The 26,508-nt window shown below is 72.7% G+C and carries 16 protein-coding genes and 1 pseudogene; 5 read left to right on the top strand and 12 right to left on the bottom strand.

Going from position 1 to position 26,508, the window contains the following annotated elements; genetic code table 11:
* Nucleotides 1-61 precede the first annotated feature (61 nt).
* On the bottom strand, nucleotides 62-1,996 hold the full coding sequence (locus Saso_RS32985; RefSeq protein WP_189926488.1) for an acyl-CoA dehydrogenase family protein: 1,935 nt from the start codon (nucleotides 1,994-1,996) through the stop codon (nucleotides 62-64).
* Between the two features lie 414 nt (nucleotides 1,997-2,410).
* Between Saso_RS32985 and Saso_RS32990 the strand changes: the two genes are divergently transcribed.
* Together Saso_RS32990 and Saso_RS32995 are read left to right on the top strand one after the other, a co-directional pair.
* Nucleotides 2,411-3,424, top strand: a complete 1,014-nt coding sequence (locus tag Saso_RS32990) for a LacI family DNA-binding transcriptional regulator (protein ID WP_189926490.1) — start codon at nucleotides 2,411-2,413, stop codon at nucleotides 3,422-3,424.
* 196 nt (nucleotides 3,425-3,620) lie between these two features.
* Complete coding sequence (locus Saso_RS32995; RefSeq protein ID WP_189926492.1) at nucleotides 3,621-5,663, top strand: glycoside hydrolase family 31 protein; 2,043 nt, start codon at nucleotides 3,621-3,623, stop codon at nucleotides 5,661-5,663.
* A 71-nt stretch (nucleotides 5,664-5,734) separates the two neighbouring features.
* Here Saso_RS32995 and Saso_RS33000 read toward each other — a convergent pair whose 3' ends face one another.
* The 5 genes from Saso_RS33000 to Saso_RS33020 all read right to left on the bottom strand — a co-directional run bounded on the left by Saso_RS33000 (nucleotide 5,735) and on the right by Saso_RS33020 (nucleotide 12,560).
* Nucleotides 5,735-6,448, bottom strand: a complete 714-nt coding sequence (locus Saso_RS33000) for a glycoside hydrolase family 12 protein (protein WP_189926494.1) — start codon at nucleotides 6,446-6,448, stop codon at nucleotides 5,735-5,737.
* Nucleotides 6,449-6,652: 204 nt separating this feature from the next.
* Nucleotides 6,653-8,635, bottom strand: coding sequence for a beta-galactosidase (locus Saso_RS33005; protein ID WP_189926496.1), 1,983 nt, complete (start codon nucleotides 8,633-8,635; stop codon nucleotides 6,653-6,655).
* A 228-nt stretch (nucleotides 8,636-8,863) separates the two neighbouring features.
* Nucleotides 8,864-9,799, bottom strand: coding sequence for a carbohydrate ABC transporter permease (locus Saso_RS33010; protein ID WP_189926497.1), 936 nt, complete (start codon nucleotides 9,797-9,799; stop codon nucleotides 8,864-8,866).
* Entirely contained in the window at nucleotides 9,796-10,830 is a 1,035-nt protein-coding gene (locus Saso_RS33015; protein ID WP_189926498.1) for an ABC transporter permease, read from the bottom strand. Before Saso_RS33015 ends, Saso_RS33010 begins: the two co-directional genes overlap by 4 nt.
* A 26-nt stretch (nucleotides 10,831-10,856) precedes the next feature.
* A complete protein-coding gene (locus Saso_RS33020; RefSeq protein WP_189926499.1) occupies nucleotides 10,857-12,560 on the bottom strand; it encodes a type 2 periplasmic-binding domain-containing protein in 1,704 nt (567 codons plus the stop codon).
* A gap of 328 nt (nucleotides 12,561-12,888) precedes the next feature.
* Between Saso_RS33020 and Saso_RS33025 the strand changes: the two genes are divergently transcribed.
* Nucleotides 12,889-15,762: a glycoside hydrolase family 3 C-terminal domain-containing protein gene (locus Saso_RS33025; RefSeq protein ID WP_189926500.1), complete on the top strand. Its 2,874-nt coding sequence runs from the start codon at nucleotides 12,889-12,891 to the stop codon at nucleotides 15,760-15,762.
* Nucleotides 15,763-15,882: 120 nt separating this feature from the next.
* Here the strand turns inward: Saso_RS33025 and Saso_RS33030 are convergent, their stop codons facing one another.
* The 4 genes and pseudogenes from Saso_RS33030 to gabT form a co-directional block, all read right to left on the bottom strand.
* Nucleotides 15,883-17,346, bottom strand: a complete 1,464-nt coding sequence (locus tag Saso_RS33030; protein WP_372442525.1) for an aldehyde dehydrogenase family protein — start codon at nucleotides 17,344-17,346, stop codon at nucleotides 15,883-15,885.
* A 21-nt stretch (nucleotides 17,347-17,367) separates the two neighbouring features.
* Nucleotides 17,368-18,129 (bottom strand): phosphatase PAP2 family protein, encoded by a 762-nt coding sequence (locus tag Saso_RS33035; RefSeq protein ID WP_189926501.1) that lies wholly within the window; start codon nucleotides 18,127-18,129, stop codon nucleotides 17,368-17,370.
* A gap of 156 nt (nucleotides 18,130-18,285) precedes the next feature.
* Nucleotides 18,286-18,513 (bottom strand): annotated as a pseudogene (locus Saso_RS38565) (phosphatase PAP2 family protein); the annotation flags it as partial.
* Nucleotides 18,514-18,635: 122 nt separating this feature from the next.
* Nucleotides 18,636-19,970: a 4-aminobutyrate--2-oxoglutarate transaminase gene (gabT, locus tag Saso_RS33040; protein WP_189926502.1), complete on the bottom strand. Its 1,335-nt coding sequence runs from the start codon at nucleotides 19,968-19,970 to the stop codon at nucleotides 18,636-18,638.
* Between the two features lie 237 nt (nucleotides 19,971-20,207).
* Here gabT and Saso_RS33045 point away from each other — a divergent pair, with 237 nt between their 5' ends.
* Entirely contained in the window at nucleotides 20,208-22,589 is a 2,382-nt protein-coding gene (locus Saso_RS33045; RefSeq protein WP_189926504.1) for an ATP/GTP-binding protein, read from the top strand.
* 169 nt (nucleotides 22,590-22,758) lie between these two features.
* Nucleotides 22,759-24,381 (top strand): PucR family transcriptional regulator, encoded by a 1,623-nt coding sequence (locus Saso_RS33050; protein WP_189926506.1) that lies wholly within the window; start codon nucleotides 22,759-22,761, stop codon nucleotides 24,379-24,381.
* Nucleotides 24,382-24,484: 103 nt separating this feature from the next.
* Here Saso_RS33050 and Saso_RS33055 read toward each other — a convergent pair whose 3' ends face one another.
* Both Saso_RS33055 and Saso_RS33060 read right to left on the bottom strand, forming a co-directional pair.
* The gene (locus Saso_RS33055) at nucleotides 24,485-24,937 is read right to left on the bottom strand and encodes a bifunctional DNA primase/polymerase (RefSeq protein WP_189926508.1); all 453 of its coding nucleotides are present in this window, start codon (nucleotides 24,935-24,937) and stop codon (nucleotides 24,485-24,487) included.
* Between the two features lie 123 nt (nucleotides 24,938-25,060).
* Nucleotides 25,061-26,479 (bottom strand): NAD(P)/FAD-dependent oxidoreductase, encoded by a 1,419-nt coding sequence (locus Saso_RS33060; RefSeq protein WP_189926510.1) that lies wholly within the window; start codon nucleotides 26,477-26,479, stop codon nucleotides 25,061-25,063.
* Nucleotides 26,480-26,508 lie beyond the last annotated feature (29 nt).

Genomic DNA, 26,508 nt, shown 5'->3' on the forward strand with positions numbered 1-26,508 from the left:
GCTCGTCCCCCTCATGAGGGGTTCGGGGCGGGGGGCACCCGGTGGACAGGCGTGCGAGGCCTCACCTGATCGGGCGGTGGACGTTCTCGCGCTCGCTCGGTCCCGGGGTGGTGTCGGCGATCCAGGGGCCGTCGCCCGACGGGTCGACGATGCCCTGCTCCAGCCACTCGTAGGTGCCGGACATCACCCCCTTGACGACCTTGCGGTCCACGTCGTCGGTGTTGCTCCACAGCCGTGTGAAGAGCTCGTCGACGCGCAGGCGGGACTGGCGGCAGAAGGCGTCGGCGAGCTGGTAGGCCTCCCGGCCGTTCTCACCGCGCGCCCGCAGCAGCTCGGCCCGCACACAGGCCGCGCTCATCGCGAACAGCTCCGCGCCGATGTCGACGATCCGGCCGAGGAAGGCCTGCTTGGTCTCCATCCGGCCCTGCCAGCGGGACATGGCGTAGAACGTGGAGCGGGCGAGCTTGCGCGAGTGCCGCTCGACGAACCGCAGATGCGGGGAGAGGTCGACGCCCCGCTTGAACTCGGTGTACGACGAGGGCAGCTGGCCCGGTCCGGCGACGAGTTTCGGCAGCCACTTGGCGTAGAAGACGCCCGCGTTGGCGCCCGCCCTCGCCTTGTCCTGGAGGGACTTGTCGGGGTCGATGAGGTCGCCGGCGACCGTGAGGTGGGCGTCCACGGCCTCGCGGGCGATCAGGAGGTGCATGATCTCCGTCGAGCCCTCGAAGATGCGGTTGATCCGCAGGTCGCGCAGGACCTGCTCGGCGGGGACCGCCTTCTCCCCGCGGGCGGCCAGCGAGGCCGCCGTCTCGAAGCCGCGGCCGCCGCGGATCTGGACCAGCTCGTCGGCCATGCGCCAGCCCAGCTCGGAGGCGATGAGCTTGGCGAGCGCACCCTCGATGCGGATGTCGTTGCGGTCCTCGTCCGCCATCTGCGAGGAGAGGTCCAGCACCGCCTCCAGCGCGAAGGTGGTGGCCGCGATGAAGCTGATCTTCGCGCCGACCGCCTCGTGGTGGGCGATCGGCCGGCCCCACTGCTCACGCGCCGCCGACCACTCGCGGGCGATCTTCAGGGACCACTTGCCGGCCGCCACGCAGGACGCGGGCAGCGAGAGGCGTCCCGTGTTCAGGGTGGTCAGGGCGATCTTCAGACCGGCGCCCTCGGGGCCGACCCGGTTCGCGGCCGGGACCCGCACCTGGTGGAAGCGGGTGACGCCGTTCTCGATGCCGCGCAGGCCCATGAAGGCGTTGCGGTTCTCGACGGTGATGCCGGGCGAGCCGGCCTCCACGACGAACGCCGTGATGCCGCCCTTGTGGCCCTCGCTCTTGGGCACCCGGGCCATCACGACCAGCAGGTCGGCGACGACGCCGTTGGTCGTCCACAGCTTCACCCCGTCGAGCACGTAGTCGTCCCCGTCGGGCACCGCGCTGGTGGCCAGGCGCGCCGGGTCGGAGCCGACGTCCGGTTCGGTGAGGAGGAAGGCGCTGATGTCCGTGCTCGCGCAGCGCGGCAGGAAGCGCTGCTTCTGCTCGGGGGTGCCGAACAGCTTCAGCGGCTGCGGGGCGCCGATCGACTGGTGCGCCGACAGCAGGACGCCGACCGCGGGGCTGGCCGAGCCCACCAGCGCCAGGGCCTTGTTGTAGTACACCTGGGTGAGGCCCAGGCCGCCGTACTTGGGGTCGATCTTCATGCCGAGGGCGCCGAGCTCCTTGAGCCCGCGTACGACGTCGTCGGGAATCCGGGCCTCACGCTCGATGAGGGCCGCGTCGATCTTCGTCTCGCAGAAGTCGCGGAGTTTCGTCAGGAACTGCTCACCGCGCCGGACGGCCTCGTCGGTGGGGAGCGGGTGGGGATGGATGAGGTCCAGCCGGAAGCGGCCGAGGAAGAGTTCCTTGCCGAAGCTCGGCTTGCGCCAGTCCTGCTCGCGCGCCGCCTCGGCGACCTGGCGGGCCTCACGTTCGGTGACGGTGGGTTTCTTGAGGGGTGGTGCGGACATGAGGCTCACCTCGCCGCGAATCGGGATACCGGGCCACATTGGTTACCGATGGGTGCTACCCGATCGTTGGTACCCGATCCGGGCCGAGGTGGCCACCCCACGCGCGGGCGTCCGGCCATCGCCGGCCGGGCCCCGTCGCGGCCGCGACGGCCGGTTCACGCCGGGGCCGGGCGTCCGCTCCGGGGCCGGGGCGCCGTCCGCCGTCGCCGTGCGGTCTGCGCCGAACGAGTGGTGGGCGCGGGGGCCGGATCCGGGTGCCGTACTGTTCTGCACCGGCTCCCCCGCAACTCCCTGTCGAAGCGCTTCGACAACCTATGGACACCCACCCCCGCTAGGGCTACTGTCGAACCACCCTCACCCGCCCCTGTCCGTTCCGCGCACTGTCGAAGCGCTTCACAAAACTTGGAGAGCTGGATGGTCACCCTCGCCGAGGTCGCCCAGCACGCCGGAGTCTCGGCGAGCACGGTGAGCTATGTCCTCAGTGGCAAGCGGTCCATCTCCACGACCACCCGGCAGCGGGTCGAGCAGAGCATCCGGCAGCTCGGCTACCACCCCAACGCGGGCGCCCGCGCGCTGGCCAGCAGCAGGTCCAACATCATCGCGCTGATGATCCCGCTGCGCACCGACATCTACGTGCCGGTGATGATGGAGATCGCCATCGCGGTGGCGACCACCGCCCGCACCCACGGCTACGACGTCCTGCTGCTCACCGGCGAGGAGGGGCCCGACGCGGTCCGCCGCGTCACGGGCAGCGGACTCGCCGACGCGATGATCCTGATGGACGTCGAACTCGACGACGAGCGGCTGCCGCTGCTGCGCTCCACCGACCGGCCGTCCGTGCTGATCGGCCTGCCGGCCGACACCTCCGGCCTGACCTGCGTCGACCTGGACTTCGCGGCGACCGGCGCGCTCTGCGTGGAGCACCTGGCGACCCTGGGGCACCGTGACATCGCCGTCGTCGGCGAGGCACCGGCGGTCTACGAACGGCACACCGGCTTCGCCGAGCGCACCCTCGACGGACTGCGTTCCCGGGCGAAGGAACTGGGACTGCGGCTGCTGCACCGCCCGTGCGAGGGCGGGTACGACGCGATGGCCGTGACCCTCGCCCGGATCCTGGACGAACGCCCGGGCACCACCGGGTTCGTGGTGCAGAACGAGTCGGCGGTCGAGCCGCTGCTCGCGCTGCTGCGCCAGCAGGGCAGGGCGGTACCGGAGGACGTGTCCGTGGTGGCCGTCTGCCCCGACCAGGTCGCCGTCCAGGCCTCGGTGCGGCTGACGTCGGTCGCCATCCCCGCGCAGGACATGGGCCGGCACGCCGTGGAGCGCCTCGTCGCCAAGCTCGACGGCCACGGCGGCGACGAAGTCGTGCTGCTCGCGCCCGAGTTGACGGTCCGGGCGAGCACGGGACCGGCGCCCACCGTCTCCTGACCCCGACACGCCCCCGACCGCCGCCCACCCCGGACGAAGCCCGGCCCCCGCCCCGCTCCGTCCCCCGACGCTCGCCCCGGACGGAGCGCGGCACCGCCCCGCTCCGTCCCCCGCCGCACCGCGCACCCCGCTCCACCGCTGTCGTGCCCGACGCCAGGGCACCGCCATGTCTGCACTCCTTCAAGGAGCACTCCGCATGAACCAGCCCGCCGAGAACCAGCCTCAGGTCAGTCTCGCGCAGTCGTCGCCCACGGTCGGCACCTTCCGTGAGCGCGACGGCGCCCTGGAGTGGAGCGGCCGCCAGGAGACCCTGCGGATCGAGCCGTGGGGACCCGACGCCGTCCGGGTGCGCGCCCGGCTCGGCGGGCCGGTCCTCGAAGGGCTTCCGGGCGCCCTGCTCGACGAACCGCCGGCCACCGACAGCAGCGTCAAGACCTCCGACACCGAGGGCCGGCTGACCGTCGGCGCGCTCACCGTCGAGGTGGACGCCGAGGGCATGGTCCGCTTCCTGCGGACCGACGACGGCTCGGAGCTCCTGGCCGAACAGCGCGCCCACTTCTGGTGGCCGGGGCCGCGGCTCTACACCGCCGTCGGCAACGGCCACCACCGTCTGGAACAGCGCTTCGCGGCCTACGACGACGAGAAGCTGTACGGCCTCGGCCAGCACCAGCACGGCCGGCTGGACCAGAAGGGCCTGGTGGTGGACCTGGTCCAGCGCAACGCCGAGGTCGGCATCCCGGTGCTCACCTCCAGCCGGGGCTACACGCTGCTGTGGAACAACCCGGCGATCGGCCGGGTCGAACTGGCCGGCAACGGCACCCGCTGGGTCGCCGACTCGGCCCGGCAGATCGACTACTGGATCACCGCGGGCCGGCCGGCCGAGGCCCAGCGCAACTACAGCGCGGCGACCGGCCGTACCCCGATGCTGCCGGAGTGGGCGGCCGGCTTCTGGCAGTGCAAGCTGCGCTACCGCACCCAGGACGAACTCCTGGGCGTGGCACGGGAGTACAAGCGCCGGGGACTGCCCCTGGACGCCATCGTCTGCGACTTCTTCCACTGGACGCACCTGGGCGAGTGGAAGTTCGACCCGGCGCAGTGGCCCGACCCCGCCGCCATGGTCCGCGAGCTCGAGGAGCTGGGGGTCAAGCTGGTGGTCAGCGTCTGGCCGTCGGTGTCGCCGCTGAGCGAGAACCATCCGGTGATGGAGCAGCGCGGTTACCTCATCGGCACCCAGTACGGTCCGATGGCGCACGCCGACTGGCCGGACAAGGGCGTGGCGTCGACCGTCCAGGTGGCGTTCTACGACGCGACCAACCCCGAGGCGCGGGAATTCGTGTGGTCGAGGATCCGCGACAACTACGTGACGCCGTACGGCATCACGGCGTTCTGGCTGGACGCCTGCGAGCCCGAGCTGAAGCCCGGCTTCCCGGAGAACCTGCGCTACTGGGCGGGTCCGGGTCTGGAGGTCGGCAACATCTACCCGGCCGACAACTCCCGCGCCTTCCACGAGGGTCTGCGCGCGGCCGGCGAGGAGGAGATCATCACCCTCAACCGGTCGGCCTGGGCGGGCAGTCAGCGCTACGGCGCCGCCCTGTGGTCGGGGGACATCGGCACCGACTTCGCGACCCTGCGCCGTCAGATCGCGGCCGGTCTGAACACCGCGCTGTCGGGCATCCCGTGGTGGAACACGGACATCGGCGGGTTCCACGGAGGCGACCCGGACGACCCGGCGTACCGGGAGGTGATGGTGCGCTGGTTCCAGTTCGGCGCGCTGTCCCCGCTGATGCGGCTGCACGGCTTCCGGGACCCGGGGAAGCCGCTCGGTCCGGACATGACCGGCGGCCCGAACGAGGTGTGGTCGTACGGCGAGGAGGCGGGCGCCGTCCTGGAGAAGTACCTGCGGCTGCGCGAGCGGCTCAAGCCGTACGTGCTGAGGGTGATGCGGGAGGCGCACGAGGAGGGGCTGCCGCCGATGCGGCCGCTGTTCCTGGAGTTCCCCGACGACCCGGCGGCCTGGTCGGTGGACGACTCCTACCTGTTCGGCCCCGACGTGCTCGTCGCCCCGGTGCTGACGGCGGGCGCCACGTCCCGCACGGCCTACCTCCCGGCGGGCGCCGCCTGGACGGACGCCTGGACCGGTGAGACGTACGAGGGGGGCGCGGTGGTGACCGTGGACGCCCCGCTGGACCGTCTGCCGCTGTTCCTGCGGGACGGGGCACGGCTGCCGGTGGCGGAGTAGCCCCGGACGCGGACCGGGGACGGCCGCTCCCGCCACCGGGCGGGAGCGGCCGTCCCCGAGGGGCGTGACGGTCAGCTGCTGCTGACGGTCAGGTTGTTGGTGGTGAAGTCCAGGCCGCCCGAGGACGAGGTGATCTCGTAGCCGAACTGCACGTCACCGATGGTCTCGTTGCCGAACCAGCCCTTGGTGTCCTTGATCCATTTGAGGATCGGCAGGACGTTGACGGTGCCGGAGGACGAGTTGGAGGTGCGGACGAAGGAGAAGACCTCGTTCGCGCCGTTGCTTCCCTTGTAGACCGTCCAGGTGTGGCCGCCGAGCGTCACGGTCCCCTGCGAGGTGCCCAGGGGGCCGACGGCTCCGGTCTTGTTGACCCAGAGCATGATCTCGTAGTCGTAGTCGGTGTCCCAGATGTCGTACGACGTGTTGTACGCGCCGGACGACGGGACCGTGACGTTGTAGCTGCTGGAGAGGGAGCCCAGCGAGGTGATCGACTTGTTGATCACCTTCTTCGCGTTCGGGTAGGACTTGATCCCTCCGGTGTTGGGGTGGTTGGCCCAGACTCCCCAGTTGGTGCCGGAGTTGGCCCAGACGCACTGGCTGCCGGCGCCGGAGCCCCAGATGTTGTTGTAGAGCGTGTAGCCGTTGAGGCTGGTGTTGCCCCACTGGTCGCAGGTGCTCCATACGGCGGCCGAGGCGGGGGCGGAGGCCAGCGCGACGGTGGCGCCGAGCGCGAGCGCGGGGGCCAGCAGGGCCTTGCCGATCCTGCTCAGGGTGCGTGTTGCCATGGTGTCCCTTCCATGGGTGGGGGGAAGTGCGTCTTGTCGAGGGGGATCACCACGTCCCCGGGGTGAGGACGTGGTCTTCTCCGGCGGCGGGGCCGAGCGGGGTCGTGCCCCCGACGCCGGCGGAAGTCGGTGCTCCGGTGCGGTGTGTGCGGTGCGCCCGCTGGGGGTCCCCGGCCGGGCGCGGGCGGCGGGTCCGGCCGGCCGTCACGGGCGCAGCACCGCCGCGCCGTGGCGGCCCAGGGTGATCCGGTCGGTGTGGGTCCGCCCGGTGAGCAGGTCGTGCTGGGTGCCGGGGAGGTCGACGGTCACCGGCTCGCGGCCGTGGTGGAGCAGGAAGAGCAGCTCGCCCCGGCGTACGGCCTCCACCTGCGGCGGGAGTCGCTCGACGACCGGGCGGACGCCCGCGTCCGCCGCGACGCGGGCCAGCAGCGCGCGCAGGGCGTCGGGTTCGGGGAGGGTGGACAGGTACCAGGCGCGGTCCCGGCGCAGGACGGCGGGCAGTCCGTCGAGTTCGCCGCCCCGGTAGGCGGCCTCGGTCGTGGCGTCGTCGGCCTTCTCCAGCTCCTCCGACCACAGGATCCCGCGGAAGGCGCCGGCCGCGGCGCTCTCCCCGGGCTCCAGCGGCCACCGCTCGTGCAGCACGTCGATGCCGAACAGCTCGCGCAGGCGGGCGTCCATCCCGCCGGGCCGGACGCGGTCGTCCTCGTCGGCCGTACCGGTCAGGAAACCCGCCACGAGAGTGCCGCCGCCGCGGACGTGGGCGACGAGGTTGTCGACCGCCGCGTCCGTCATCGCGTAGAGCTGGGGGACGACGACGAGCCGGTAGCCGGACAGGTCCTGCTCGGGGTGGGCGAAGTCGGTGGTCAGGTGCGACTCCCACAGGGCCCGGTGCCAGGCGTGCAGGACGGTCGGGTGGTCCACGTGCAGGGAGGGAAGGCCGCCCTGGGCGCCGGCCCACCAGGCGTGCCAGTCGTGCAGGACAGCGATGTCCGCTTGTATGCGACGGCCCGTCACCTCAGGGCCGATCCGGGCGAGTTCGGACCCGATGACCTTGATCTCCTGGAAGGTGCGGCCCCGCTCCCCCGCGTGACCGATCATCCCGGAGTGGAACTTCTCGGCGCCCTGCCGGGACTGGCGCCACTGGAAGTAGCAGACGGCGTCCGCGCCGCGGGCCACCGCCTGGAGGGACCAGAGCCGGTTGAGGCCGCGCGGCTTGGGGTGGTTGACCGCGCGCCAGTCGACCGGTCCGGCCGCCTGCTCCATCAGCATCCAGGGCCCGCGCGCCTGGGACCGGGTCAGGTCCTGGACCAGCGCGCCGTGCTGCGCGGCCAGCGGGTCACGGGGGTCCGGGTAGAGGTCGACGGAGACGACGTCCTCCTCCTCGGCCCAGCGCCAGCCGTCCTGGCCGAGGAAGAGCGGCATGAAGTTGGTGGTGACCGGGATGTGCGGGGTGTGCCGGGTGACGATGTCGCGCTCCGCGAGGTAGCACTCCAGGAGCGCGTCGGAGGTGAAGCGCCGGAAGTCCAGCACCTGGGCGGGGTTCTTCAGGTAGTGGGGGCGGCGGGCGGGCAGGACGGCGTCCCAGCTGTCGTAGCCCTGGCTCCAGAAGGCCGTGCCCCAGGCCCTGTTGAGGGCGTCCAGGGTGCCGTACCTCGCGCGCAGCCAGCGGCGGAACGCGGCCGCCGCCTCGTCGCCGTGGTCGGCCGTGCAGTACTCGTTGTTGATGTGCCACATGGTGAGGGCGGGGTGGGCGCCGTAGCGGGCGGCCAGGTCCTCGGTGATGGCGGCGGCGTGCCGGCGGTAGGTGGCGCTGGAGTGCGAGAAGTGCTGGCGTCCGCCCCACCACTCGACGTCGCCGTTCTCGTCGCGGGGCAGGGTGTCCGGGTGCAGCCGGCCCAGCCAGGGGGGCGGGGCGGCCGTCGGGGTGGCGAGGACGACGCCGACGCCGTTCGCGTGCATCAGGTCCATCACGGTGTCGAGCCAGCCGAACTCCCTTGCTCCGGGCTCGGGTTCGAGCCTGGACCAGGAGAAGACGCCGAGCGTGACCGAGTTGACGCCGGCCTCCCGCATCAGCCTGACGTCCTCGTGCCAGGTCTCCTCGGGCCACTGCTCGGGGTTGTAGTCGCCGCCGAAGAGGATCCGGCCGCGGGTGGCGTCGGCGAGACCGGGCCGGTCCGCGGCGGTCACCGGGCGGCCCTGCGAACGGGCGGCGCGGGCGGTGTGCGGCGGGTGGGGTGCATGCGGGGTACCTCGGTGGATGGGCGTTCACGGAGTGCCGTCCGCCGCCCGGCGACGGGCGACGGGCGGGCGACGGGCGGCCGACGGCGGACGCACGCGCACGGACTCCGCGCGCGGCACACGACGGGTCTGCGGCCGGGGGCCAGGGCCGGTCTCGCGGCTGGGGGGGCGGACGGGCTAGCCCTTGACCGCGCCGGTCAGCATTCCCTTCTTGAAGTGCTTCTGGACGAACGGTGAGAGGACCGCGACCGGCAGCAGCGCCATCACCATCACCGCCATCTGGATGGCCAGTCCCGACAGCTGGCCGGTCCTGATGGCCTGTCCCAGGCCGACCGGCGCCTCCTGCTTCTGCACCAGCTGGATCATGACGTTCTGGAGCGGCATCATGTCCTGGTCGTTGAGGTAGAGCGACGCGTTGAACCACGCGCTCCAGTACCCGACGGCGTAGAAGAGGGTGATCACCGCGAGGACCGCCCGCGACAGCGGCATGACGATCTGCCAGAGGATGCGGAAGTCCCCGGCGCCGTCGATGCGCGCGCTGTCGATGAGTTCCGGCGAGATCCCCATGAAGAAACCGCGCAGCACCAGGATGTTGAAGACGCTCACGGCGCTCGGCAGGATCAGCGCCAGGTAGCTGTCCGTGAGGCCGAGGGACTGCACCAGCAGGTAGGTGGGGATGAGGCCGGCGCTGAAGAACATGGTCGCCAGCAGGGTCATCAGGATGCCGCGGTGGCCGAGGGACCCGGTGCGGGACAGGCCGTAGGCGCACAGGACGGACACGGCCATCGAGAACAGGGTGCCGGCCACGGTCACGAGGACGCTGATGACCGCGGCGCGGGTCACCTGGCCGCCGCCGAGCAGTTCCTGGTAAGCGATGAACGTGACGCCCTTGGGCACGATCACCAGGCCGCCCGCCTCGTCGATGGTCTTCCGCGAGGACAGACTGGTGACGACGATGATCCACAGCGGGAAGAGGACCGCGAGGCAGGCGAAGAGCAGGACGAGCCCCTTGCCCGCGAGCCCCGCCCTGGACGGCTCCTCCTCCCACGCCGGGCGCGCGGGCGCCGCCCACCGGTGCGGTGTCGCCACGGGTTCGTCGATGACGGCGGTCACTTCTTGTACACCCCCTGCTCGCCCATGAGATGGGCCACCTTGTTCGCGGTGAGGACCAGGCCGATGCTGACCACACCCTTGATCAGTCCGGCGGCGGCCGCGTAGCCGAAGTCCTGGTTGCGCACGCCGTTCCACCACACGAAGGTGTCGAGGACCTCGCCCGCGTCCGGTCCGACGGCGTCCCGCTGGAGCAGGATCTGTTCGAAACCGACGGTCAGCGCGTCCCCGACGCGCAGCACCAGGAGCAGCGCGATCACCGGCCGCAGGGCGGGGAGCGTGACGTGCCACATCCGGCCCCAGCGTCCGGCGCCGTCCATCGCGGCGGCCTCGTAGTGGTCCTGCGGGACCGAGGCGAGCGCGGCGAGGAAGACGATGATCCCCCAGCCGGCGTCCTTCCAGACGCTCTGGGCGGTGATCAGGAAGGCGAAGGTGTGGGGGTCGGTCATGATGTCGAGCCCGTCGTGCCCGTGCTGACGCAGCAGCTGGGAGAGCATGCCCGCGCCGCCGAACATCTGCTGGAAGACGGCGATGACCAGCACCCAGGAGAAGAAGTGCGGCAGGTAGAGCACGGCCTGCGCGACCGCCCGCACCCGCGGCCTGACCACGCTGTTGATGAGCAGCGCGAGCAGGATGGTGACCGGGAAGAACACCACGATCTGGATGAAGAACAGCACCAGGGTGTTCTGCACGGCCTGCCAGAAGGCCGACGCCTCGAAGATCCGCTGGAAGTTCTCCAGGCCCACGAAGGGGCTGTTCAGGATCGAGACGATGCCGTTGTCGCTGATGTAGGGGTCGTAGTCCTGGAAGGCGACGATGTTGCCCAGGATCGGCAGGTAGTTGAAGACCAGGACCAGCAGGACGGCCGGCAGGGTCATCAGGATCAGGACGCGGTCGCGGCGGAACCTGAGGCGCGGGCTCAGCCGTCCCGCGCGTCGCCCCTCCCGGGGCCCGGTGGTGTCGTGGGACGTCACCGGGAGCTGCTCCGGCGTGCCTTCCTCGGTGGTGCTCCGGGGCACCGTGCTGTGGGACACGGCGTTCTCCTCGCCTCAGAGCCTCGTCAGCTCGCCGCCGGGCCGTTGTCGTCGAGGATCTTCTGGTACCAGTCGCGCAGCTGGTCCCCGCCCTTCTTCTTCCACTCGGAGATGGCCTGCTGCATGTCGGCGATCTTCTTGTGGCCGCGGGCGATGTCGTCCTCCAACTGCTCGAAGTCGTTGGAGAGGTTGGTGTAGCGGGACGGCTCGGTGATCTGGAGGCCCCAGAAGGAGGACTTCTTGGTGAAGGAGCCCATCCGCTGCTGCCACTCGACCATGCCCTTGGTGTAGTCGGGCAGGTCGGGGTGGGCGATGGTCGCGGCCGGGCTCGCGACCATGACGTAGGCGTTGATGACCTCGTTGTTGCCCTTGTCGTTCTTGACCGGCACGCCGTCCTTGAGGGTGTAGTGCGTGCCCTCGACGCCGTAGTTGGTCATCATCCACTCCTTGGTGCCGTACGGCGCCGCGGTGACGTTGGCGACCGCGAGCGCGTCCCGGATCACGGACTCGGAGGCCTTCCTGTTGACGAAGGCGAAGATGCCGGCCGGGTTCGCGGCCCACAGTGTCGGGTCGCCCCCGTCGTGGTTCCAGATGTCCATGCCCCAGACCTTGAAGTCCGGGTTCTGGGTGGCCTGGGAGGCCTGCTGCCCGTACCAGTTGGAGATGTCGTTGTTCCAGATCAGGAACTCGCCTGCGGCGAACTTGGGGGCGGGGTCGGTGGCCTGGCTCTTGCCCAGCTTGAAGTCGGGGTGCACGTAGCCGGCGGCGAACAGCTTGCGCGTCCACTCCAGCGCCTCGAGGTACTCCGGGGTCTCCATGCGGTGGATCAGCTTGCCGTCGACCACGGTCCAGGCGAGCGCCTTCTCGCCGCCGCTGATCACGCCGAAGGTGTTGAAGGCGGTCCACTTCATGTCGCCGCAGGCCCACCGCTTGGCCCGGGGGTCGGTGATGTCCTTGCACAGGGCCATGAACTCGTCGGCGGAGCGCGGGACTTCCCAGCCCTGCTTGTCGAAGAGGTCCTTGCGGTAGAGGGGCACGATGTTCTGCACGTACGAGGCCGGCATCGGCAGGCCCATCAGCTTGCCGCCGAAGATGGAGCGCTGCCAGGCGTCGCTGGGGATCGCCGCGAGGTTCGGGTACTCCTTGACCTTGTCGCCGGACAGGTACGGGCCGAGGTCGGCGAACTTGCTGATGATGGCGCTGGGTATCTTGCCCATCATGTTCCAGCCGGGGACGACCACCACGTCCGGCACGTCGCTGGAGGCGAGGACCGCGCCGAGCTTCTGGTCGTAGGTGTTGCCGTCCTGGTTGCGCCACTGGACGTCGGCGCCGATCAGGGCGTTCATCGACGTGTAGTAGGCGTTGTCGCCCTTCGGCGGGGAGCCCCAGAACGGCGACATGATGCTGACCTTGCCGCCGCTGCCGAGCTTCTTGGGCACCGAGGTCTTCAGCGTCGCGACGTCGAGCTTGGCGGTGAAGCCCATCGCCGAGCCGTCCTTGGACGGGAAGTCCGGGCTCACGACGTTGCTGGCGACGTAGGCGGGCAGGATCTTCTTGGCGCCCTTGCCCGACGTGGTGCCCTCGCGCGAACCCTTGTCCGCGCCGCCGCAGGCGGCCAGCAGCGGCATCCCTCCCGCCACCGCTGCGGTGGCGACCGCCGTGGAGGCGAGGAAGCTTCTCCGGCTGGTTCCGGAAGGACCGGAAGAGGGGGAAGCGGCGTTCGGCGTCATTGCGTCAACCCTTCATGGCACACCAGGACACCCGGCGGTGGCCGTCGGCTGCGGTGTCTCGAGTGGAACTGGCTGAGCTGAAGCGATCCTTCGACGCAGGTGCGGTGCGGTGCTCGCAGTCGAAGCGCTTCGATGTTGCTGCGAGGTTAAGTGAACACCCTGGGGTGCACAAGGGTCGTTCCCAACATTCCTCCGCGGCGGCGGGGGCGACCTGTGCGTAAGCGCTGCTTGAAATTGCGGCCGGGTCCTCTTGACACCCCGCCCCCGGTCGAACCAGCATCGAAGCGCTTCGAAAGAGCTCTCCGCTCCATCGCAAAGGGATCCCCACGTGACCGCACACACGCCGCCCACGCCGCCTTTCCGCGATCCTCGACTGCCGTTCGCGAAGCGCATCGACGACCTGCTGTCCCGGCTGACCGCCGAGGAGAAGGTCTCCTTCCTGCACCAGTTCGTGCCCGCCGTGGAGCGGCTCGGCATCGGCGCGTTCCGCACCGGGCAGGAGGCGCTGCACGGTGTCGCGTGGATGGGCCCGGCGACGGTGTTCCCGCAGGCCGTCGGCCTGGGCGCGACCTGGGACACCGATCTCGTGCGGCGCGTCGGTGAGGCGGTGTCGCGGGAGGTCCGGGCGATGCGTGCGCTCGACGACCGGGTCGGCCTGAACGTCTGGTCCCCCACCGTCAACCTGCTGCGCCACCCCCTGTGGGGGCGCAACGAGGAGGGCTACTCCGAGGACCCGCGGCTCACCTCGGCCATCGCCACCGCCTACACGCACGGGCTGCGCGGCGACCATCCGACGTACTGGCGCACCGCCCCCGTCCTCAAGCACTGGCTGGCCCACAACAACGAGACCGGCCGGGACGTCACCTCGTCCTCGGTCCGTCCCCGGGTGCTGCACGAGTACGACCTGCGGGCCTTCCGCGCGGCCGTCGAAGCGGGCGCCGTGGCCGGGGTGATGCCGGCGTACAACCTGGTCAACGGCCGCCCCAACCATGTCTCGCCGTATCTGCGCGAGCAGCTGCGCGCCTGGACCGAGGAGGAGCTGCTGGTCTGCTCGGACGCCGGGGCGCCGTCCAACCTGGTGGACTCCGAGCACTACTTCGACACCCACGAGGAGGCGACGGCGGCCGCGCTCGTCGCCGGCGTGGACAGCTTCACCGACCACGGCACGGACGCTTCGCCGATCGTCGCCCGGGTCGAGGGGGCCCTCCGGCAGGGGCTGCTGACCGAGGCCGACATCGACGCGGCGGTCCGCCGTCAGCTCTCGGTCCGCTTCCGGCTGGGCGAGTTCGACCCGCAGGACGACCCGCACGCGGCCACCGGTGAGTTCGACACGCCGGCCCACCGCTCGCTGGCCCGGGAGGCGGCCGAGCGGGCGATCGTCCTGCTGCGCAACGACGGTGTGCTGCCACTGGCCGACGGCACCCGGATCGCGGTGGTCGGCCTGCTCGCCGACGAGTGCAAGCTCGACTGGTACAGCGGCACACTGCTGCACCGTTCGACTCCCCTGGAGGGCCTGTACGAACGGTTCGGCGCGGAGCGCGTGGAGTTCGCGGAGGGCGTGGACCGGGTCCTGGTCCGGACGTCCGCGGGCACGTTCCTCAAGGTCCCCCACGCCCCCGCGGCGACGGACGAGGTGCGCGGCGCCGGGGGCGCGCTCGATCCGGCGCTGCTCGCGGGCCGCACCGACCTGCCGCCCCTGACGACGGACGCGACCGGCACGGAGTTCGCGCTCGTCGACTGGGGCGAGGGGGTGCTGACGCTGCGGGCGCCCGACGGCCGCTACCTGTCCGTCGCCGAGGACGGGTATCTGCGCGCCTCCGCCGACCAGCCCGGCGGCTGGGTCGTCCAGGAGACGTTCCGCCTGGAACCGCGCGCGGACGCCGACGGGAACACCCACGGCAGCGGTCACCTCCTGCGGCATCTGGGCACGGGTCGCCCCGTCTGTGTCGCCGCCGACGGCGTCCGGGTTGCCGGGCCGGACGAGGAGGACGCCGAGACGGTCGCGCTGGTCCTTCTCGAGTCCGGCGAGGACGCGGTGGCCCGGGCGGCGGCGGGCGCGGAGGTCGTCGTGGTCGTGGCGGGCAACGACCCGCACATCCACGGCAGGGAGACCGAGGACCGCACCACGCTGCGGCTGCCGGCCCACCAGGAGCGGCTGCTCGCGGCCGCCCGGGCGGCCAACCCGCGCACGGTGCTGGCCCTGGTGTCGGCGTACCCGTACGCGATCGAGGCGGACGGCCCGGCCGCGGTGCTCTGGACGGCGCACGGCGGCCAGGCCGCCGGCACCGCCCTCGCGCGGGTGCTGGCCGGCGACGTCTGCCCGGGCGGGCGCCTCCCGCAGACCTGGTACGCCGACGACGCCGATCTGCCCGACCTCCTCGACTACGACGTCATCGGCTCCCGGCAGACGTACCTCTACTACGAGGGCACTCCGCTGTTCCCGTTCGGGCACGGCCTGTCGTACGCGTCGTTCTCCTACGCGGACCTGGCCGTGCGGACCGGGGAAGGCGGGGTGCGGGTCTCCTGCACGGTGACCAACACCGGGGACATGACGGCCGACGAGGTCGTCCAGCTCTACACCCGTGCCGTGGCCCCCTCGGTCACCCGACCGCGGCGCGAGCTGCTCGGCCACCGCCGGGTGGCGCTGGCCCCGGGCGCGAGCGCGGCACTCTCCTTCGACGTCCCGCTGTCCGCGTTCGCGTTCTGGGACGTGTCGCAGGGCCGGTGGCGCCTGGAGTCCGGCCCGTACGACGTCCTGGTCGGCGCGTCCAGCGAGGACGTCAGGCTGCGGACGACGGTCGCGCTGGAGGGCGAGGCGGCCGCCCCGCGCCCGGTCCGCGAACGGGGCCTGGACGCCGCCGACTTCGACGAGCAGAGCGGCGTCGAGATCGTCGACCGTACGAAGCGGGCGGGCGACGCGGTGACGCCCGTCGGCGGCGGGGCGGGCGAACTGCTCTACCGGGCCTGCGACTTCGGGACGGACGGCGGCACGACGGGCGTCACGGTGACGGCGTCCGGAGCGGGCACGGTACGGCTGTCCCTGGACGGCGGTCCGGTCCTGGCCGAACTGACGGTGGCCGCCACCGCGGGGCCGTACGACCACGTCACCGTCGGGGCCGCCCTGACCGCCGAGGGCGTCCGCGACCTGCGCGTCGGACTGCGCGGCCCGCTGCGGCTCGCGCACGTCGGCTTCTCCGGTTGAGGGTCCGGAGGAGACCGGCACGAAGAAGGGGTCCGGCACCGGAAGGCATCGGTGCCGGACCCCTTCGGGGACGGCGTTCGAACGCCGGATCCCAGGCTATATGAAAACGGTTACCGTTTACTAGAGGGCGAGCCCCGTCAGGACCAGCACCCGCTCGTAGGTGTAGTCCTCCATCGCGAACCGCACACCCTCGCGGCCCACGCCGGACTGCTTGGCGCCGCCGTACGGCATCTGGTCGGCCCGGTAGGAGGGCACGTCGCCGATGATGACTCCGCCGACCTCCAGCGCGCGGTGGGCGCGGAAGGCGACCTGGAGGTCATGCGTGAAGACACCCGCCTGGAGGCCGTACTTGGAGGAGTTGACGGCGGCGAAGGCCTCGGCCTCGCCGTCCACCTTCGTCACCGTGAGGACCGGTCCGAAGACCTCCTCGCGGGCCAGGGTGGTGTCGGCCGGCACATCGGTGAGGACGGTGGGCGCGTAGGAGGCGCCGTCGCGCTTGCCGCCGGCGAGGAGGGAGGCGCCCGCCGCGACGGCCTCGTCCACCCAGGTCTCGACGCGCTTGGCCGCGTCCTCGCTGACCAGCGGGCCGACGTCGGTGCGGTCGTCGGCGGGGTCGCCGGTGACCTGGGCCTCGACGGCGGCGACGATCCGCGGGAGGAGCCGGTCGTGGACGGAGGCGTCCACGACGACCCGCTGCACCGAGATGCAGGACTGGCCGCCCTGGTAGTTGGAGAAGGTCGCGATGCGGGTGGCCGCCCAGTCGAGGTCGGCGTCGCTCGCGAAGTCGCCGAGGACGACGGCCGCGCCGTTGCCGCCCAGCTCCAGGGTGCAGTGCTTGCGCGGCACCGAGTCCATGATCGCGTAACCGACCTTCTCGGAGCCGGTGAAGGAGATGACCGGCAGACGCTCGTCCTGGACGAGGGCCGGCATGCGGTCGTTGGCGACCGGGAGGATGCTCCAGGAACCGGCCGGCAGCTCGGTCTCGGCGAGCAGGTCGCCGAGGATCAGGCCGGACAGCGGGGTCGCGGGGGCCGGCTTGAGGATGATCGGGGCGCCGGCCGCGATCGCCGGGGCGACCTTGTGTGCGCACAGGTTCAGCGGGAAGTTGAACGGCGCGATGCCGAGCACGACCCCCTTGGGGAAGCGCCGGGTGAGGGCGAGACGTCCCTGGCCGCCGGCGTCGGTGTCGAGGCGCTGGGCCTCGCCCCCGTTGAAGCGGCGGGCCTCCTCGGCCGCGAACCGGAACACGGACACGGCCCGGCCGACCTCGCCGCGCGCCCACTTGATCGGCTTGCCGTTCTCCGCGGAGATCAGCAGGGCGATCTCCTCGGTGCGCTCGGCGAGCCGCTTGCTGACGTGGTCGAGGGCGGCGGCGCGCACATGGGCCGGGGTGGCGGCGAACTCGTCGCGCACGGCGTACGCGGCGGCCACGGCCTCCTCGACCTGGGCGTCCGTCGGCACGCTGACCCGGGCGACGAGCCGGCCGTCCCACGGGGAGGTGACGTCGAAGCCGTCCTCGCCGGTGACCTGGCGGCCGGCGAGCCAGAAGGCGTGGGCGGCCCCCACGTTCTTTTCCTGGGACATGGTGTTTCCCGGCCCTTCCGCTTAGGGGGTGTCCTGTGGTTTTCGTGCTCCACCGTAGGTCCGGGAAGCCGAAGGTTCGCTTGTCCGAGTCGTACGGGTGGGCGGCCGGGGTGCGCCGGATTGGCGCGGTCGGGCCGGTGCGCACGCCGGCCGGCGCCCGACCCGGAGCGCGTCCGCCGCGAGCCGCAGCCGCAGTGCGCCGAGCAGCACGGCGCACAGACACCAGCTGGCCACGACGTCCAGCGGCCAGTGGTAGCCGCGCCGCACCAGCCCGAAGGAGACAGCCGCGACGAGGAGGGCGCCCGTGGCGACGGCCAGCCGCCGGGCGGCCGGCGTGCGCAGCCACGGCAGCAGGACCAGCACGGCCGAGCCGTAGGCGACGCCGGCCGTCGCGGTGTGCCCGGAGGGGTAGTAGCCGGTGGCCGGGGGCACGGCGGGCGTGCCGGGCCGGTCGGTCCACTCCTTCAGGGGGACGACGATCAGCGGCACCAGCGCCATCAGCGCGAGCGCCGCGAGGGACGGCGCCCACCACCGCGCCGCACCCGCCGCTCTCCCCCGCCAGGCCGCGTATCCGACGACCAGCACCAGGGCGGGCACCGCGATCTGCACCTCGCCCAGGTCGGACAGCAGTTCGGAGAACCGGTCGGGCCGGACGAGCGCGTGGCTCAGGCGCTCGTCCGTGCGCAGGAGCGGCCCGTCGGCGGCGACCTGCCAGGTGATCAGCGCGAGGACGACGGCGGGCGGCAGGAGGCCCAGGAGGGCGCGGCTCGGGCGGGACGGCATGGCCCCCAGCTTGTCAGGCCCGGCCGGCAGGCGGAGCGGCGAGCCGGGCAGCCGGCCCCACCGGACCACGGCGCAGGGGCCGGACGCGGCGTGGTGGGGTTGCCGGACGGAGAAGACCCCGGCACGAGGCCGGGGTCTTCTGCGTGGTCCGTTCGGAAGGAGGAGGTCGGCCGCCCCGGAACAGGGGGGGTGGTTCCGGGGCGGCCGTCCGGACCGGAAACCGGCCGCCCCGGGGGGTTTGGGGCGGGCGGCCGTCCGATCGGTGTGGAGATGCCGGAGCCAGAAGCTCCGGTTGTGTGCGCGAGGGCACGACCAGGTCGAAGCTGGGGAGGCCCCGGCCCGGTTCCCGTCCACAGTCCCCTGCGGACGGGGTGTATCTCTCATCTGGTGAGAACCTACGGCAGTGACCGGCGGTAAGACAGGCCGTATCCCGTCCCGCCATCCTCCTCGCACACCTTCTTCACACGCTCTGCGGCGGACGTGGATCAGCTGTGCGAGGTCCGTGCTCAGATGCGCGCGAAAGCCTGCTCGATGATGTCGAGGCCCTCGTTCAGCAGGTCCTCCCCGATGACCAGCGGCGGCAGGAAGCGCAGCACGTTGCCGTAGGTGCCGCACGTCAGGACGAGCAGGCCCTCCTGGTGGCACGCCTTGGCGAGCGCGGCGGTCGCCTCGGGGTTCGGTTCCTTGGTCGCGCGGTCCTTGACCAGCTCGATCGCGATCATCGCGCCGCGGCCGCGGATGTCGCCGATGACGTCGAACTTCTCGGCCATGGCGGAGAGGCGGCCCTTCATGACGGCCTCGATGTTCTTCGCCCGGGCGTTGAGGTCGAGCTCCTTCATCGTCTCGATCGCACCGAGCGCGCCGGCGCAGGCGACCGGGTTGCCGCCGTAGGTGCCGCCCAGGCCGCCCGCGTGCGGGGCGTCCATGATCTCGGCGCGGCCGGTCACGGCGGCGAGCGGCAGACCGCCCGCGATGCCCTTGGCGGTCGTGATCAGGTCCGGGACGATGCCCTCGTCCTCGCAGGCGAACCACTGGCCGGTGCGGCAGAAGCCGGACTGGATCTCGTCGGCGACGAAGACGATGCCGTTGTCGGAGGCGAACTTGCTGATGGCCGGCAGGAAGCCCTTGGCGGGCTCGATGAAGCCGCCCTCGCCGAGCACCGGCTCGATGATGATCGCGGCCACGTTGTCCGCGCCGACCTGCTTGGTGATCTCGTCGATGGCCTGCGCGGCGGCCTCGGGTCCCGCGTTCTCGGCGCCGGTGGGCCAGCGGTAGCCGTAGGCGACCGGGACGCGGTAGACCTCGGGCGCGAACGGGCCGAAGCCGTGCTTGTACGGCATGTTCTTCGCGGTCAGCGCCATGGTGAGGTTGGTGCGGCCGTGGTAGCCGTGGTCGAAGACGACGACCGCCTGCCGCTTGGTGTACGCCCGCGCGATCTTGACGGCGTTCTCGACGGCCTCGGCGCCGCTGTTGAACAGCGCGGACTTCTTGGCGTGGTCGCCCGGGGTGAGCTCGGCGAGCGCCTCGGCGACCTCCACGTAGCCCTCGTAGGGGGTGACCATGAAACAGGTGTGGGTGAAGTCGGCGAGCTGCGCGGTGGCCCGGCGCACGACGGCCTCGGCGGAGGCGCCGACCGACGTGACCGCGATGCCGGAGCCGAAGTCGATCAGGCGGTTGCCGTCGACGTCCTCGATGATGCCGCCGCCCGCGCGCGTGGTGAACACGGGGAGCACCGAACCGACGCCGGCCGCGACCGCGGCCGTGCGGCGGGACTGGAGCTCCTGCGACTTCGGGCCGGGGATGGCGGTGACGATGCGGCGCTCCTGCGGAAGGGCGGTCATGAGGGGCTCCTGGGGTGTTGCGGACACTTTCGTTCTTTTCTCGCAGGCTAGGACGGGGAACGGGGGGTGGGCATGCTCCATGTGGGCGGTGTCGGCGCGGCGGCTTGTCCGTCGTGGACAGTGCCCCCGGACGGCGATCGTCACCGGCCCGGCCGCGTAAGCGGTGAACTCCCCTTGCGGGCGCGTTAGATTGACTCGCTGATGGTGGACGGAACGGCTGGTCAGGGGGCAGGGGCGATGGACAGCGACGGGACGCAGGACGCCCGGGGCACGCACGCGAATCCCGTGCCCCGCCCGGCGGGACCGCCGCGGCCGCCCTCGGCGCCGCCCCGGCCGGACCGGGCGCCGGGTCTCCCACCTGCCGTGATGCCCTCCCCGCGGGCGGCATCCACCGTCGCCGACTGGCTCGACGAGGAGCGGCCCGCGGCCAGGACCGGGATCTGGCGCCTCGGGTACCGGCCGCCGAGCGCCCCGCGCACGGCCGAGCGGCTCGCGCCGGTGACCGTCGTCGGCATGCTGGTGCCGCTGGTGATCGCGCTGGTGCTGTGGTCGCTGTGGCGCCGGGGCGGTCTGCCGTACCAGTTCACCCTGCTGAGGCTGTTCACCCCGGACGACTGGTGGTGGGGCGGCACGATCGCCTCCCCGAAGTCCATGGAGGGCGCCGAGGCGCGCGTGGTGTACGACGGGGTGTTCTTCGCCGTCCTCGTCTACGCGATGGGCCGGCTGGGCAGCTGGCCGCACGCGGTGCGGCACTTCGTCGCACGCAGGCCGCAGCCCGCGCGGGCCCTCGTCGCCCTGCTGGGCGCGCTCGCCGCCCTCGCCTTCGTCTTCCCCGGCGCCTTCGGGGTCGGCTGGGACGCCCTGCCCGTCGTCGACCCGCTGTTCTCGCTGATCGTGCTGGTCTCCGGCAGCTACGAGCTGTTCGCCTCGCCCCTGTTCACGAACGCCCTGTACGCCGTCATCACCGCGCTGGTGGTGTGGCCGTTCGCCCGGGTCGGCGGCTGGCTGCCGTACGGCAGGCAGCTGCTCGCCGCCCGCCGGGCCGGTCCCGAACAGGTCCGGCCGGCGCTCGCTCGGCCGCTCTCCCAGTGGCCCGGGCTGCGCGACGCCGGCCAGGACGAGGCCGCCGACCTGCTGACCGCCGAGCTGGCCGCCGGCCGGATGAACGACGTGGACTGCGTGCGGGTGCGCCGGGCGTGGACGGCGGGGCTCACGGAGTTCCGGGACACCGTGCTGCGCCGGGGCGGGGCGGCCTGGGCCCATCCGTCCGGCGCCCGTGATCTGCCCCGGCGCGGCGCGCGCCACGATCTGCTCACCGGACAGGTGCGGGTCGGCCGCTGGGTGGCCGCCGAACGCACGCCCGTCGCCTATCACGACGCGGGCGCCGCGCTCGGCCCGGACGTGCTGGGCACCTCGCTGCTCGCGGTCGGGCCGTCCGGGTCGGGCAAGACCAGGACCCTGATCGAGCCGCTGACCGAGGCGCTGGCGCTCCAGGCGCTCACCGGGGCGTGCGCCGTCGTCGCGGTGTCCTCGCCCGGCAGCGGCCCGCTCGGTTCCGACTCCGCGTTCGACGTGATCGTCCGGATCGGGGACCCCTCGTCCGTGCACGACCTGGACCCGTACGCGGGCAGCGACGACCCCGACGAGGCGGCGGCGGTCCTCGCCGAGGCGCTGGTCGGGGATCTCGACACGGTGAGCGCTCAGGGCGCGACCACGGCCCTCGCCCAGCTGCTGGGCCCCTACCGGAGCGCGTACGGGCGCTTCCCCGCCCTCCCCGGGCTGCGCGAGCTCCTGGAGGGCGAGCCGGCCGCGCTGGCCGCGCTGCGCGAGGCCGTGGCAGGCGACGAGGTGATGCGGCGCGAGCTGGAGGCGCGGGTGCGGCAGACGGGGACGCCGGGCGACGCGGGCCGGGCCCTCGCCGACCGGCTGGCGCTGCTGAGCCGCCCGGTGTTCGCGGAGTTCTTCGGCGGCGGTGGCGAGGCGCACCGGGCGTTCTCGCTGCGCGCCGTCGCCCACCACCCGCTGCGGGTCCGCGTGGACCTGCCCGAGCGGGGGCACGAGGAGGCCTCCCGGCTGATCACCCGGCTGGTCCTCGCCCAGTTCCACACCGTCGTGCGGGAGCGGCGCGAGCACTTCGCCTGTCTGGTCCTGGACGATGCCACGGGCGCCGTCACCGACGGCTCGGTGCGCCGGCTCCAGCGGCTGCGCTCGCAGAACGCGGGCGTGGTGCTCGCGCTGCGCACGATCGGTGACGTGCCGGAGGCACTGCACGGGCCGCTGTACGGGGCCGTGGGCTGCCGGATGGCGTTCTCCGGCATCACCACCTGGGACGGCAGCAGGTTCGCGCAGACCTGGGGCACCGAGTGGGTGGAGACCACGGAGGTCGCCAAGCACACGGTCTTCGCCGACCAGCCGATGACCCGCGCCATCCACGCCCTGCGCAAGCTGGTGACCGGCAAGGCGGTGACCACGGACGCGGTGACCGTCCGCGAGGTCGAGCGGGAGCGCTGGTCGGCCTCCCGGCTGGCGCACGAGGTGCCGGCCGGGCACGCGGTGCTGTCCCTGACGAGCACGGCGGGCGAGCACGCGCCGCCGCTGCTGGTGGACCTGCGGGGCTGAGGCGGGTCCGGGCCGGGGTCCCGGGCCGGGCCCCGGGCTCGGCCGAAGACACGTCCGGCAGCCCGTACAGTGAGGAAGAATCGGGACCGGCCGTTCATACGCGGCGGCCAAAAGATCACCCCGACCGCCCCGCCGATCACCGCCGATCGCTCCCCGACCCGAGGGCCCCATGCCTCCCACGCTCGCCTCGCTCGTCCACCACTCCGCGCTGAAGCTGACCGTGCGGGCGGGCGAGGGCCGTCTGGACGTGCCGGTGCGCTGGGCGCACGTCAGCGAGCTCGCGGACCCCGTGCCGTACATGGAGGGCGGGGAGCTGCTGCTGATCACGGCGCTCAAGCTGGACGCCGAGGACCCCGAGGCCATGCGGCGCTACGTGCGGCGGCTGGCCAAGGCCGGGGTGGTCGGACTGGGCTTCGCCGTGGGCGTCAACTACGAGGAGATCCCCGAGGCGCTCGTGGAGGCGGCCGAGGAGGAGGGCCTGCCCCTGCTGGAGGTGCCGCGCCGCACCCCCTTCCTCGCGATCAGCAAGGCGGTGTCGGCGGCCATCGCGGCCGACCAGTACCGCGCGGTCACGGCCGGGTTCGCCGCCCAGCGCGAGCTGACGAGGCAGGCGCTGACGGACGGCCCCGAGGGGCTGCTGCGCGCGCTCGCCGCGCAGGTCGACGGGTGGACCGCCCTGTACGACGCCTCGGGCGCCGTCGTGGCCGCGGCGCCGGAGTGGGCCGGCCGCCGCGCGGCGCGGCTCACGGCCGAGGTGGAGCGGCTGCGCGAGCGCCCGGCCCCGGCCTCCGCGGTCGTCGGCGGCGCGCAGGAGGCGGAGCCCTCCGGGTCCGGCGGCTCCGCCCGGTACGACGACCGGGTCGAGCTGCACTCCCTGGGCACCGGCCGGCGTCCGCGCGCCGCGCTCGCCGTGGGCACCGCCGCGGCCCCCGGCACCGCCGAGCGGTACGCCGTCCACTCGGCCGTCGCCCTGCTCACCCTCACCACGGAACGCTCCCGCTCCCTGCACGCGGCGCAGCAGCGGATCGGCGCGGCGGTGCTGCGCATGCTCCTGGCGGGCGAACCGGACCACGCGCGGGCCGTCGCCGGCGATCTGTACGACGGGCTGCTCGACGCCCCGTTCCGGGTGATCGTCGCCGACTCGGCCGCGGCGGAGCCGGACGGCGACCCCTTCGACGGGCTGACCGAGGCCGTCGAGTCGGCGGCCGCCCGGGCCGGGGAGGCCGTGCTGCTGGTGCCCGAGGGCGAGCGGTTGGTGGCGCTGGTCCCGGACGGCGGTGCCGCCGCGGCGGCGTGCGTGCGGTACGCGGCCGCGCTGGAGCCGGCGCGGGCGGCCGGGAGCGTCGCGCCGGACTCCGGCGAGCAGGACCCGCTCGTCGTGGGCCTGTCGGCGCCGGCCGGGCCGATCGCGGCGGCCGCGGCCTACAAGCAGGCGGAGCAGGCGCTGTCGGTGGCGCGGCGCCGGGGACGGGTCCTCGTGGAGCACGAGCAGCTCGCGGCGGGTTCCGTGCTGCCGCTGCTGGCCGACGACGCGGTGAAGGCGTTCGCGGACGGTCTGCTGAGGGCCCTGCACGAGCACGACGCGACCGGCCGGGGCGATCTGGTGGCCTCCCTGCGGGCCTGGCTCTCCCGCCACGGCCAGTGGGACGCCGCGGCGGCCGACCTGGGCGTCCACCGGCACACCCTGCGCTACCGGATGCGGCGGGTGGAGGAGATCCTCGGCCGCTCGCTGGACGACCCGGACGTCCGCATGGAGCTGTGGCTGGCCCTGAAGGCGACGACACCGGACTGACGCGGCACCGGTCCGGCCGGTCACCCGGAGGGACCTCCCGAGCGGCCACCCGAGCGGTCCGGCGGCGGCGAGCGACGACCGGCGCACCCCGGGCCGGGCGGCCTCAGGGCTCCTCCCCGGCGGCCAGGCCCGCCGCCGCCTCGTGCATCGCCAGTTCCAGCAGCGCCGGGTCGGTGAGGGTGCCGGATCCGTCCGGCGGGACCAGCCAGCGCACGCCCCGCGTCGAACGGCCCGGGTACGGCACGACGATCCAGGTGCCCGCCCCGGCCGTGCGGATGCCGGTGCCGAGCCAGCGGGCGGCCGTGCCGGGCGCGACGAAGAAGCCCATGCGGTCGTCCCCGAAGTCGACCAGCACGGGCCCCGGCCGGTGCAGGATCCGGGTGAGCACGTCGAGGGTGGGGTAGCCCAGCCGGCCCGGCAGGATGAGCACGTCCCAGGCCCGCCCCGCCGGCAGCAGCGCCACTCCGAGGGGGTTGCGCTCCCACTCCCACCGGCACGCCTCGGGGTCCGGTGCGACGGATGCCAGCCATTCGACGGCCGTCTTCGCCCCAGTCATGAGAAGACCTCCCCTTCACTCGTCGACGCGTCGGCGTCACGAGGGAGAGGGAGGTTCCCGGCGGGCATTACGCGGCTTCGGGCCACTCGTAGGAGTGAACCGGGTCACGCGTCCCCGCGTCCGTCAGCTGTCGAAGCCGAGGCCCAGCCTGTCCATCGTCCGCAGCCACAGGTTGCGCCGCCCCCCGTGCGAGTCCGCGCGGGCCAGCGACCACTTGGTGAGGGCGATGCCGGTCCAGGCGAACGGCTCCGGCGGGAAGGGCAGCGGCTTCTTGCGGACCATCTCCAGCGATGTGCGCTCGGTGCTCTCGCCCGCCAGCAGGTCCAGCATCACCTCGGCCCCGAACCGGGTGGCCCCGACACCGAGGCCGGTGTACCCGGCGGCGTAGGCCACCTTCCCCTGGTGCGCCGTGCCGAAGAACGCCGAGAAGCGCGAGCACGTGTCGATCGCCCCGCCCCACGCGTGCGTGAAGCGCACACCCTCCAGCTGCGGGAAGCAGGTGAAGAAGTGCCCGGCGAGCTTGGCGTACGTCTCGGGCCGGTCGTCGTACTCGGCGCGCACCCGCCCCCCGTAGGGGTAGACCGCGTCGTAGCCGCCCCACAGGATCCGGTTGTCGGCCGACAGCCGGAAGTAGTGGAACTGGTTGGCCGAGTCCCCGAGACCCTGCCGGTTCTTCCAGCCGATCGAGTCGAGCTGTGCGGCGGTCAGGGGTTCGGTCATCAGCGCGTAGTCGTAGACCGGGACGGTGTACGCCCGCACCCGCTTGACCAGGCTGGGGAAGATGTTGGTGCCCAGCGCGACCTGCCGGGCCCGGACCTCTCCGTAGGGCGTGCCCACGGCCATCCCCGCGCCGTACGGCTTCAGGCCGAGGGCGGGGGTGTGCTCGTAGACGCGGACGCCGAGCCGCAGGCAGGCCCGCTTCAGTCCCCAGACGAGCTTGGCGGGGTGGAGCATGGCCACGCCCCGGCGGTCGTGCAGACCCGCCTGGAAGGTGGGCGAGGCGACCTGCTCGCGCACCGCGTCCGCGTCGAGGAACTCCAGGCCGTCGGCGAGGCCCTTGCTCTCCAGCTCCGCGTACCAGTCGCGCAGTTCCCACGCCTGGTACGTCTCGGTGGCGACGTCGATCTCACCCGTGCGCTCGAAGTCGCAGTCGATGCCGTGCCGGGCGATCGCCGCCTCGATCTCGTCGAGGTTGCGCCGGCCCAGCTCCTCGAGCCGGTGGATCTCGTCGGGCCAGCGGGCGAGCCCGTTGGGCAGCCCGTGGGTGAGGGAGGCCGCGCAGAAGCCTCCGTTGCGGCCCGAGGCGGCCCAGCCCACCTCGCGGCCCTCCAGCAGCACCACGTCCCGCTGCGGATCGCGCTCCTTGGCGACGAGCGCGGTCCACAGTCCGCTGTAACCGCCCCCGACGACCAGCAGATCGCAGGTCTCGGGGCCGGTGAGCGCGGGTTCGGGGTGCGGCTTGCCGGGATCCTCCAGCCAGTACGGGACCGGCTGCGCGTCGGACAGAGAAGTGATCCACCGGTTCATGGCGCTCGGGGCCATGATTTCAACTCCCTACAGGGGTTTTGCGA

It is taken from the genome of Streptomyces asoensis (assembly GCF_016860545.1).
GTDB lineage: Bacteria > Actinomycetota > Actinomycetes > Streptomycetales > Streptomycetaceae > Streptomyces > Streptomyces asoensis.

Bases quoted from the DNA above. Each gene is read 5' to 3' on its own strand.
- Saso_RS33060 (WP_189926510.1), bottom strand. From the start codon at position 26,479: ATGGCCCCGAGCGCCATGAACCGGTGGATCACTTCTCTGTCCGACGCG.
- Saso_RS32995 (WP_189926492.1), top strand. From the start codon at position 3,621: ATGAACCAGCCCGCCGAGAACCAGCCTCAGGTCAGTCTCGCGCAGTCG.
- Saso_RS33055 (WP_189926508.1), bottom strand. From the start codon at position 24,937: ATGACTGGGGCGAAGACGGCCGTCGAATGGCTGGCATCCGTCGCACCG.
- Saso_RS32985 (WP_189926488.1), bottom strand. From the start codon at position 1,996: ATGTCCGCACCACCCCTCAAGAAACCCACCGTCACCGAACGTGAGGCC.
- gabT (WP_189926502.1), bottom strand. From the start codon at position 19,970: ATGACCGCCCTTCCGCAGGAGCGCCGCATCGTCACCGCCATCCCCGGC.
- Saso_RS33045 (WP_189926504.1), top strand. From the start codon at position 20,208: ATGGACAGCGACGGGACGCAGGACGCCCGGGGCACGCACGCGAATCCC.
- Saso_RS33050 (WP_189926506.1), top strand. From the start codon at position 22,759: ATGCCTCCCACGCTCGCCTCGCTCGTCCACCACTCCGCGCTGAAGCTG.
- Saso_RS33035 (WP_189926501.1), bottom strand. From the start codon at position 18,129: ATGCCGTCCCGCCCGAGCCGCGCCCTCCTGGGCCTCCTGCCGCCCGCC.
- Saso_RS32990 (WP_189926490.1), top strand. From the start codon at position 2,411: ATGGTCACCCTCGCCGAGGTCGCCCAGCACGCCGGAGTCTCGGCGAGC.
- Saso_RS33000 (WP_189926494.1), bottom strand. From the start codon at position 6,448: ATGGCAACACGCACCCTGAGCAGGATCGGCAAGGCCCTGCTGGCCCCC.
- Saso_RS33030 (WP_372442525.1), bottom strand. From the start codon at position 17,346: ATGTCCCAGGAAAAGAACGTGGGGGCCGCCCACGCCTTCTGGCTCGCC.
- Saso_RS33020 (WP_189926499.1), bottom strand. From the start codon at position 12,560: ATGACGCCGAACGCCGCTTCCCCCTCTTCCGGTCCTTCCGGAACCAGC.